This is a genomic window from Rhodococcus sp. (in: high G+C Gram-positive bacteria) (assembly GCF_049286785.1).
Lineage (GTDB): Bacteria > Actinomycetota > Actinomycetes > Mycobacteriales > Mycobacteriaceae > Rhodococcus_F.
Map to the genome: position 1 here is coordinate 1 of NZ_JBAQEO010000070.1, position 9,719 is coordinate 9,719.

Below are 9,719 nucleotides of genomic sequence, written 5' to 3' on the forward strand. Positions count from 1 at the left end.
ATTCGGAACCGACAGAACCGCCCCTTCCGTACAACAGAAACGCCATGTGGAACCGGGGGTGTCCTTGGGCGTTGGACTCGACATCGGTCGTTGTGACGACTTAGGTAGTGCTTTGAGCAATATTCGCTGGCTTCGGTGCGCGTCTCTCGTCCTGGCAATCGCAGCAGGCGGGTTGACAGCGTGCTCGTCTGACGGCGAACAATCATCGGGACCGGCTACGACAACCGCACAGCAGCAGATGGTAACCGTCCCGCCCGAATCGGTGCAGCGCTTCGTCGCAGAGGTTAGGGCGCAGGGTCTGGTTCCCGCGTCAGTCTCCGATGATGAAATTGAGTTCGTCGTACAGAACACGTGCCGTCGTGCAGGACTAGGTGATTCCTACGGTGACCTTTCCGGTGGCGTGGCCGACCTGCTGAGCCTGCCTCCCGCGGGTGACGCGGTAGACGACGTGATGACGTTCGTCTACGACATTGGGTGCCCGGAACAGCGCTAGGAAGGCCGTTGGGCTCGCGTACCCCGGACGTGGCGGGCGGAGGTACAGCGGAGGTAGTGGCTACAGCGAGAATGCGAAAGACCCGGCCAGAAAACGCTCTGGCCAGGTCTTTTGTCGGAGCCGATGACGGGAATCGAACCCGCGTATTCAGCTTGGGAATTTGATTCTAAGCTGCCACCCGCACTCCCTCGCCGCCAAGCTTTCCCACCTGCCGCCACAAAGATTCGATCCCACTACATATGTAGTGGAACAATCTCTACAACGCCCTGACCAGCAAGGTAGGGCACGACGAGAGCGGGACGCAATGGCAACCAAGGCAGAGCACATCACAGCAGCCGAGCAGGCCCTCGCACGCGCGGAGGCCGAGCGGAGCCGGTGGCCCGCTGGCTGGACGCTCCGCGACGACATCGCAGAGGCCGCCGTTCACGCTGCGCTGGCACAGGTGACCGTGTAGTGACCGGCACCGGGGAGAGCGCCGGAAGCGAGATTCGCAGCATCTACGTGGCGAAGGCAGCCGAGAAGGGCCTCGTCCTCGACGCGGACGACTTGGTCGTGCTGGGTCACCTCGAGGCCACCGAAGCCGACATTGCCGCGCTGGACGCCGATCTGGCCGCGCGGGGGTACATGCTCGGCACCGACGCCCGGCCGCTCATCAATCCGGCCGTTGCCGCAGTCCGCCAGCTCCGCGTGACCAGCGCTCGACTGATGTCGGTCCTGGACGTGCGGCTGGTCGCAGCCGAACGGGTCTCGCGCGGGGCCGCTGGCGGACAGAGCGGCGTTCGCGGGATCTACACAGGCACCGGGGAGCAGAACCAACGCCGAGACGCCGAGCGCGCCGAGCGCCGCGGCCGGGGAAGGGCTGCGCGGTAATGGCACGCACCGCAACCGCGACCGAGCTGGCGCAGGCGCAAGGCCGACCGCTCGGCTTCGCCGACGTGCCCGAGCATCTACGGCCGAGCCGGTGGAAGCATTTCGACGCGCAGCTCCCGACGGGCATTGCCGGACGCCGCCGCCACTGTGAGGCCCTTCGCCTGCGGCAGGAGGCCTATCACGCGTGGCTGGCCGAGAACGATCTCGCGAACGGCATTGGACAGCCCGCGCTCGGCTGGGACTCGACCCGCTTCGCGCGCTGGGAGTACGCGCAGGAGGGCCGACCGTGACCGAGAAGCGGCCGAGCCCCACGGGCCGAACGGCTATCAACGACGACACCGCTCCCCGCTTCGCGGAGGACTACCGGCACGCGACCCCGTTCGCTGTCCTCCTCGAGCGGGCACCGAAGGACACGCTGTCGTGGCGGAAGAACGCCGAACGCATCGAGAAGGCCCGCCGGCAGGAGCGGGAGCGTGCCGAGAAGGACCGAGCGCGGGCCGACACGCCCAAGCGGCCGGGCAAGCTCAAGGGGGAGCCGGAGACTCGGCGCGAGGTCGACGAACGAAGACGCGCACAGGCCCGCGAGTGGATCTGGGACCTTCTGACGGACCCGAACGGCTGGTATCTGCGGATGTACGCCGACGAGGACGACGGCGCCGACACCGCCAGCGGGAACGGTGCTGCGGTAATGGAGCGGGCCGCGTGAGCGCGGTACGGCTGTGGGGCCGCGAGATCTTCGCAGCGGGCCGCTGCGGCTGCGATGGAGACGAAGACACGACCGGGGCTGTCGAACTCACCAGCGGCCAATTCGACCTCGCGGACGCGGAGCCGTTCGGCGACCCCGACGAGACCGTCTATCTGCGCTCCCGTCGTCAGAGGCCCGCTGTCGTGGCTATCGGCTCGAGGCACCGCGCAGGCAAGCGGTCCGCCAGCCTGCCGTTCGGCTTCACTCAGTCCGCAGTGGTCCGCAGCAGGCGCCTAAAAAGGCCTAAGGCCGACTAACAGCAACTAACCGCACTTGAAGCAAATTCGCTGGTAGATGCGCAATTCGGACAACTATCGAATATTCGCACTGGACCGCTGCACAGATTCAAAACCCGTCCAGTGTGAGTTCGAGTCTCACCGAGGGCACTGCAAAGGGCCAGGTAACTGGCCCTTTTCTGCGTTCCCGAGGGAGATTCGCAATTCCGGTGTCCAGCAACATCTGCCACCCGCGCCCACAGCGCGCACCCACCGGCGGGCACCGATGGACAATGGACATCGAGGAGCCGGTGCGGAACCCGCCGCCGATTTCACCCCCGCCGCCGATTTCACCACAGGAGACGCGCCCCGCATGACCGCATTCACGATCACCGAGGACCACCTGCGCGACGCCCTGCAGCATGAGGACGGGGTCGTCGTCGTCCTCCCCAACGGCACTGTCCGAGCGGGCAGCCGCTTCGATTACGCGCACCACCGGGTGCTGATCGACACCTACGGAATCGAGAAGTGGTTGCTGAGCGAGAACGGTGACTTCGCACGCGCTGCCGCCGCCATCAGCGATTCGGTGTCCTACGACGAGGAACTGGACTTCGACCTTCTCGCGCAGGCGGTCCGGCGGGTCACCGGCAACCTGACCGGCCCGGACCCCGACACCCTCAGCTGCCGGCAGGCCGCCGACGCGGTGCAGTGGATCTACGACCACGTCACCCGTACCGAGCACGGGCCCGGCGAAACCGACTACGTGCGGGGAACCCGGGAAACGCTGCGAGAGATCGCGGCAGTCCTCGCCGCGGCCCTCGACGCGGAACCCGGTACCGGGGACGATCGACCCTGATGTCACACCCTCCGGCGGATCAGGTCTCCACACGTTTCTTCAGGCCCGTCAGGGTGCTCTCGACCAGACCCTTGATGACCCGGTTCCGGAGGAATCCGGGCAACGGCAGGTTGTGATGGATGGTCAGCGCGAACGTCACCGCCGTAGTGTCGGGCGCCAACTCTTCGAGCGTGTAGCGGCCCTCCTGCCCGGTCTGCAGTCTGCCCTCCACCATCGTCCAACTCATGCCGTCGTCGTGATGTTCGTAGGCGAGGGTATATCGGTCCGTGCCGACCGTCGCGGACGCCTTGAATCGGGCGGTGGCCGGCAGTCCACTCTGCTCGTCGACGCCCAGCACCTCGACCTCGAGAATCTCCGGAATCCACTCTGCCTGACTCTTCACATCACGGATGGTGGCGAGCACCTCGGCGAACGGAGCCTTCACCTGCACGGTCTTCGTTGCACTGTCAGTGGGCATGGTCGTCATCTCCATAGTAGCCGAGTCGAAGCAGCGTGGTGATCTCGCTGACCAACGGCATCCTCGGATTGGTGCGGTTGCTCAGGTCCTGGAAGGCGGTCATCGCCAGTGTCGGCAACGTCTCGAGAAACTCGCCCTCGGGGATTCCGATCTCCTTCAGTGACCGCGGCATTCCCAGCCGATCGAGCAGATCCTCGACCCCCTGGAACAGTCGACGCCGACTTTCTTCCGGCTCCCGGCCGCCGAAGACGATCCGTCCCAATTGTGCGTACTTGTCCGGCGCAATGTAGGCGGAGTACCCGGGTGCCGGCATGAACTTGCTCGGGAGGCTCGCGTTGTAGCGCAGAACGTGCGGCAGGAACAGCCCGTTGGCCCGGCCGTGGGCGATCCCGAACCTCGCGCCCACCGCATGCGCGAGGGCGTGATTGGTGCCGACGAATGCGTTGGAGAACGCAAGACCTGCCAGAGTCGCGGCATTGGACATGTCGGTGCGGGCGGCGAGGTCGGACGGATCGTCGTGCACCTTCGGGAGGGCTTCGAAAATCAACCGGGCCGACTGGGCGCAGAACGCATCCGTGTACGGCGACGCGAAGATCGACGCCACCGCCTCCAACGCGTGCGTCAGCGCGTCGATGCCGGTATCCGAAGTCAGCGACGGCGGCATCGATACCGTCAGGAGCGGATCGACGATCGCCACGTCCGGGACCAGGCAGTAGTCCACGAGTGTCTCCTTCCGTCCGTCCACGGTGAGCACCGCGGCGGGAGACACCTCGGAGCCGGTTCCCGACGTCGTGGGGACCGCGACCAACTGGAGAGTGTGCACATCCCGCGGATAGTGGGCGACTCTCTTGCGCGGGTCGAGAAACGGCAGAATGAGATCCTCCAGATTCTGTTCGGGGTGCTCGTAGAACAGCCGTATCGCTTTCGCCGCGTCGATAACCGATCCGCCGCCGACCGCGATCAACACGTCGGGACGGGACCTCTCGAGGAGTGCGACGCCACGCGCAATGATGGTCTCGTCCGGCTCCGGCTCCACCTCACTGAACACCTGCACATGACGAGCACGCAGGTTACGACGGAGTTCGTCCACCACGCCCCGCTGTTCGCTCAGCGCGTCGGTGACCACCACTACGGTCTCGCACTCGATGTCACGGAGATTCTCCAGAGCTCCGGCGTTGAAGTAGGTGTTGGACGGGACGCGAAACCATTGCGGCGGCGTGCGCCGCTGCGCGACGGTCTTGATGTTGAGCAGCTGCAGGTAATTGATGTTCTCGGTGGTGCTCGACCCGCCCCAGGTCCCGCAGCCGAGCGAAAACGTCGGCGTGAGGTTGTTGTAGATGCCACCCAGTGCGCCCACCGCGGTAGGTGCGTTGACCAGGATCCGTCCGGTCCGCACCGCGCGGCTGTACGCATCGACCACGGCCTGGTCGTTGGCGTAGATCGCCGAAGTGTGGCCCAGCCCGCCGTGTTCGGTGACGAGCACGGCGACATCGATGGCGTGCTCGACGCTGCGTGCACGCACTACCCCGAGGACGGGCATCAGCTTCTCCTGCACCAAGGGGTGCGCACCGAGTTCCCCGAGATCGGACGGCAGCGGTGCCAGAAGGACCTTCGTCTCGGGTGCGACGCTGAAGCCGGCTCGGGCGGCCAGTGCGGGCGCCTGCTGCCCCAATGCTTCGACGTTGACCTTGTCGCGGCAGCCGAACGCGAACTCTGCAACCGCGTCGACTTCGCCTTCGGTGAGCGTGTGGGCACCCATGCGTTCGAACTCGGCGAGGGTCTCGTCGTACACCTCGTCGTCGATGATGCAGGTCTGCTCGGCGGGGCAGATCACCGAGGCGTCGAACGTCTTCGAGATGAGGATGTCGACGACGGCCCCTTTCAGGTCGGCTGTCCTGTGAATGTAGATTGGGGCGTTGCCGGGGCCGACACTCAACCCCGGCTTCCCGGCAGCGTTGGCGAGCGCGACGATCTTGGATCCGCCTGTAACCCAGATGAAGTCGACCTTCGGATGCTTGAACAGATGGTGCGTCACGTCGTGCGCGGCATCCGGGATCACCTGAAGTGCCCCCGGCGGCATGCCTGCCGACTCGGCTGCCGTTCGCAGGATCTCGACACTTCGCTCGCATGAGCGGACCGCCATCGGCGACGGACGGAACAGCACTGCGTTGCGTGTCTTGGCGGCCACGATGGCCTTGTAGAGGACCGTGGACGTGGGGTTGGTCACCGGCGTGATGGCGAGCACGACCCCGATCGGATCCGCCACGCGCACGATGTTGCGCTCGACGTCCTCGTCGATGACTCCGACGGATTTCTTGCCTCGTAAGTAGTCGGAAAGGAACTCCGTGGCAACGTAGTTCTTCACAACCTTGTCCTCGAAGACACCGAAACCCGTCTCCTCGATCGCCAGCGCCGCCAGTTCCGGTGCGGCGCGGACACCCACGCGCACCATGGCATCGACGATGGCGTCGACCTGTTCCTGGTCGAATTCACGGAATAACCGAGCGGCCGCGGCGGCGACGTCGACCAAGGCGTCGACCTCGTCCATCCGGTGGCCACCCGTCTCCCCGGCGTCCGGCGGACGAGGCACATCCGCCTGTCGAATCGTCTCGGGACCGATCTGGGACTGAGTCATGGGCACTCCTCGGGACTGGTGTGAGCCGAATATCACCCTCGTGCACCGGACGGCCCGGTCACACAGTCCACGATCGTCGCAGACGGCGATGTCGGCAAGGGCCGACGCGTGCCGAGCCTCGCCGAATCCACACAATTCCCTCCCCAGAGGGGGAATCATGGGTGTATTCCCGTAACACGAGGAGCCGTCATGTCGCCGAGTTCTGTGCGCCGAGTGGCCGCGCTGGCCTCCGCCGGAACCCTGGCCGTCCTCCTGTCCTGCCCGGTGGCATCCGCGGAGGAGGTGGAGGTGGGTTTCGGACTCGCCTGCCGGGTCCGTTCGATCATCGACGTCGACGAGGCCCTCGGCTCCTCGGTCACCATCGACGCGCCCACGCACGTGCGCCCGGGGCAGACGTTCACCTATCGGATCCAGCCGACGGCACTCTCCTACCCCGACTCGTCTCATGGCGCCACCACACAGAACATCTCACGCGTCAAGTACGACTTCGCGGTGCCGGCGAACGCCACGTTCGTCCGCGCTGCCGTGGTGCCCGGCACCTCGTTCAACCTCGAGAACGTGCCACCCAATGTGCTGCGCGTGGGCGAGGACGGGGTGGTCGACGACGTCGCCGGCACGGTCCTGCGGCTCTCCGGAAACAACGAGGTCATCGGTAACAGCCCCACATCGGACGGCGACAGTGAGGGCGGCATCCGCGTCCCGAAGACTCAGCTCGACCTCGACGGCTCTCCCAATGCGGCCGGCGACACCTGGTTCCGGTTGCCGGCCGTCGACGTGACCATGGTTGCCGGCCCGTCCGGCGTGATCACCCCGAGCATCCGCACCGCGGGCGACGCGGGGCGAGTGGACGACGACGCCAACTACAACACCACGCTCACGCGCGCAACCTTCTTCGGCACGAATCAATGGGGGCCGACACGGTGCTCGCCGCGGGACACGATGACCGGTCCGCTCAACGAGGGTGCCGGTCCGCTGGCCACCATCACCGTCTCCGATGCACCCGACGTGGCGACCACCGTGCGGGTCGAGGCCCCAGCCGACGCCGAAGACGGCACCGTGGTGCAACTCTCGGCAACGGTGACACCGACAGCGGAAGGGGGCCCGGTCGCAGTCGGGGGCACGGTGCAGTTCCGGGACGGGGGCACCGAGATCGGTGCACCGGTCGAGGTGGTCGACGGGCGCGCCGCACTCGACCACACGATCACCGGTGGCGGCACTCACTCGATCACCGCCACCTACTCGGGTGCGACAGGTTTCGCGGGGTCGACGTCCGACCCCGCCACCGTGTCGGTTCCCGAACCCGCTGATTACCGCGTGTGGTGGATCGCCGGTGGGGTCGTCGCCGCCGTCGCGGTCGTGCTCGTCCTCCTTGCGCTACGCCGCAGCCGACGCAGGACGGACACGGACCACGCGTCCTGACCCTGGAGCATCCGGCTTCTCACCTTCGTCAGCGTGTGCGCCGCGGGACTCGTGAGGCATCGACGAGGCCCGACTGCACGAGCGCCCCCTGCACGAACGCCTGGACGGACCGTGAGCGGAAGAACCCTGTGTGCCCGCCCTTGTACCAGACGATCTCGGGCCGCCCCCAATGTTCCCAGAGTCGCGTGACCTGTTCGCGCGGGTGCACGAGCCGGTCGGCCACCCCGGCGTAGATGAAGCGACCCTCGTACGCAACACGCGGTGTGAGCGCGAGCGGCGAGACCATGCGGTAGAGAGGCGCGGCCAGCGCGACGGTGTGGCGACGAGGGTCGTTATGTGCGAGGCCCGCATGGCGCTCGAGCAGATCCCGCAGGTCCGCGGCCGGGACACCGAGAATCGCGCACGCGAGGCCGTCTTCGAGGCTGGCGACCAGCGACGTGACGTAACCGCCGAGCGAGATGCTGTTGAAGCCGATCGGCATGTCGCCCTCCTGCGACCGGATCCAGGACAGCAGACGCCGGATGTCCCACACCGCCTGAGTGGCGGCGTGCACGTTGTCGAGCATGTCCTCGCCGGGAAACACCGCCGATTTCGGTAGTTCGTGCCGCCTGGGCCCGTGCAGCGGAAGGACGGGAAAGACGACATTGAGACCGAAGTCGTGGTGCAGTTGCCCTGCGCGGAATAGCGCGAGGTCGAGGCCAGGGCGGCCCATCTCGGCGCCGTGCACGCACACGAGCCACGGTCTCGGCTCCTCATGTCTCAGCATCCACGCACGCACCCGGCTGTTGGCGGTGTAGCCCAGCCACCGTTCCCGGCCCGGGTCGCCGGCCGGCGGCTCGTACTCGCTGTCGAACCTGATCCGTTCGTACGTACGCTGCCTCGTCTCGACCGTCCGGATGCTGACCTCCGTGAGCGGTGGGGGCGCTGCGAAGTACGACTCGGGATCGTCGAGCCACCCGGCTTCGTCGTACAGCTCGCACGCCGCGATCACCTCGTGATCGATGCGCGCGAACTCACGTGGGTCGCTGATCGGCCGAAACATCCGCCGCCCGGCGAGGACGAGCTCGTCACGGAACGCCTGCCTCGCAAGCGCAACGGTGGGTCGTGCGACGGGGAGTTCCCCCGGCTGACGGTCCAGATAATCAGCCCAGGACCGGGCCCAGAAGCCGCCGGTGCGGGTGATCGGTGACACCATGTTCCCCAGCAGACCGAAGCTGCGCGGAGGCCGGTAGGGAACCTCCGGTTTCCCGTCGGCGGCGTTGTTCGCATCGGAAGCCGAGCCACTCGGCGGCTCGATGTTCTCCATGAATCGACTCCCTCCGGATTCGCGCCCGGCCGGTCGTGACGTTCCCTTCGGTGCAGGACGGTGAGCATCTGCATCCCACCCGTACGTCGGACAGGGTGAACTCCCACGAGGGACGTTCCGGATCGAAGGCGTACATGGCCGGCGGTCACTGCCATGCCGTCGACGCTAGGACCCCTACCCCCACCCGAGTAGAGCCGTTGGTCCTTGTCGACCCTCGCCGGCGGGTCTCATGGTCTCGCTCCCGTCGCGGCCTCGAGATCGGCGAGGGCGCGTTCTGTCAGAGGTACCAGTGCATGTGCATCGGGCATCGAGTCCCGATCCGCGACGAACCCGAAGCAGATTCTGTCCACGTACGAGCACACCGTCACGTTGAGAGCGATTCCGTCGTAGATCGCCGACACGGGATAGATCTCCTCCAGGTGGGCGCCGTTCCAGTACAGCTCGGTGCGCGGCCCGGGCACGTTCGAGATCGGCAGGTTGAAGCCGGGCGGCAGGCCTGGATCGAACGGGAGCATCGGGGCCACCACGGTCGCCAGGATGTTCGGCGCGGTCACCAGGAACGAGCTGACCGACCCGAGGTGCGTGACCCGTTCCTTCCCCACCGCCATCGAGCGGTGGATCAGGGCCAGCCTCTCTGCCGGGTCGTCCAGATCGGTTCCCAGGGTGCACAGTGCCGTCCCGAACACATTGCCGCTGCCGGACTCGTTCCGGTCGGTGTTGCTG

Annotated in this window: 12 protein-coding genes; 8 read left to right on the plus strand and 4 right to left on the minus strand. The window is 66.5% G+C overall.

Annotated elements, in window-relative coordinates; all coding sequences use genetic code 11:
- The 7 genes from WAW17_RS02580 to WAW17_RS02610 all read left to right on the plus strand — a co-directional run.
- A partial coding sequence (locus tag WAW17_RS02580) for a hypothetical protein (RefSeq protein WP_422331457.1) occupies positions 1-493 on the plus strand: 493 nt, incomplete at its 5' end.
- Positions 494-797: 304 nt separating this feature from the next.
- Positions 798-947, plus strand: coding sequence for a hypothetical protein (locus WAW17_RS02585; protein WP_422331458.1), 150 nt, complete (start codon positions 798-800; stop codon positions 945-947).
- Positions 947-1,363: a hypothetical protein gene (locus WAW17_RS02590; protein ID WP_422331459.1), complete on the plus strand. Its 417-nt coding sequence runs from the start codon at positions 947-949 to the stop codon at positions 1,361-1,363. The genes WAW17_RS02585 and WAW17_RS02590 overlap by 1 nt, the downstream gene beginning before the upstream one ends.
- Positions 1,363-1,653 carry a hypothetical protein gene (locus tag WAW17_RS02595; RefSeq protein WP_422331460.1) on the plus strand — a complete coding sequence of 97 codons (291 nt, stop codon included), beginning with the start codon at positions 1,363-1,365 and terminating at the stop codon, positions 1,651-1,653. The genes WAW17_RS02590 and WAW17_RS02595 overlap by 1 nt, the downstream gene beginning before the upstream one ends.
- Positions 1,650-2,069, plus strand: coding sequence for a hypothetical protein (locus tag WAW17_RS02600; protein ID WP_422331461.1), 420 nt, complete (start codon positions 1,650-1,652; stop codon positions 2,067-2,069). Before WAW17_RS02595 ends, WAW17_RS02600 begins: the two co-directional genes overlap by 4 nt.
- Entirely contained in the window at positions 2,066-2,365 is a 300-nt protein-coding gene (locus WAW17_RS02605; RefSeq protein WP_422331462.1) for a hypothetical protein, read from the plus strand. Before WAW17_RS02600 ends, WAW17_RS02605 begins: the two co-directional genes overlap by 4 nt.
- Positions 2,366-2,696: 331 nt before the next feature.
- Positions 2,697-3,179, plus strand: coding sequence for a hypothetical protein (locus WAW17_RS02610; RefSeq protein WP_422331463.1), 483 nt, complete (start codon positions 2,697-2,699; stop codon positions 3,177-3,179).
- Positions 3,180-3,198: 19 nt separating this feature from the next.
- Here WAW17_RS02610 and WAW17_RS02615 read toward each other — a convergent pair whose 3' ends face one another.
- Complete coding sequence (locus tag WAW17_RS02615) at positions 3,199-3,636, minus strand: SRPBCC family protein (RefSeq protein WP_422331464.1); 438 nt, start codon at positions 3,634-3,636, stop codon at positions 3,199-3,201.
- Positions 3,626-6,184 carry a bifunctional acetaldehyde-CoA/alcohol dehydrogenase gene (gene adhE, locus WAW17_RS02620; protein WP_422331468.1) on the minus strand — a complete coding sequence of 853 codons (2,559 nt, stop codon included), beginning with the start codon at positions 6,182-6,184 and terminating at the stop codon, positions 3,626-3,628. Before adhE ends, WAW17_RS02615 begins: the two co-directional genes overlap by 11 nt.
- Positions 6,185-6,460: 276 nt before the next feature.
- Here adhE and WAW17_RS02625 point away from each other — a divergent pair, with 276 nt between their 5' ends.
- Positions 6,461-7,690 (plus strand): Ig-like domain-containing protein, encoded by a 1,230-nt coding sequence (locus WAW17_RS02625; protein WP_422331465.1) that lies wholly within the window; start codon positions 6,461-6,463, stop codon positions 7,688-7,690.
- 28 nt (positions 7,691-7,718) lie between these two features.
- Here WAW17_RS02625 and WAW17_RS02630 read toward each other — a convergent pair whose 3' ends face one another.
- Entirely contained in the window at positions 7,719-8,996 is a 1,278-nt protein-coding gene (locus WAW17_RS02630) for an alpha/beta hydrolase family protein (RefSeq protein WP_422331466.1), read from the minus strand.
- A 227-nt stretch (positions 8,997-9,223) separates the two neighbouring features.
- Positions 9,224-9,719 (minus strand): WSD1 family O-acyltransferase (locus WAW17_RS02635; protein ID WP_422331467.1); only part of this gene is annotated, 496 nt, incomplete at its 5' end.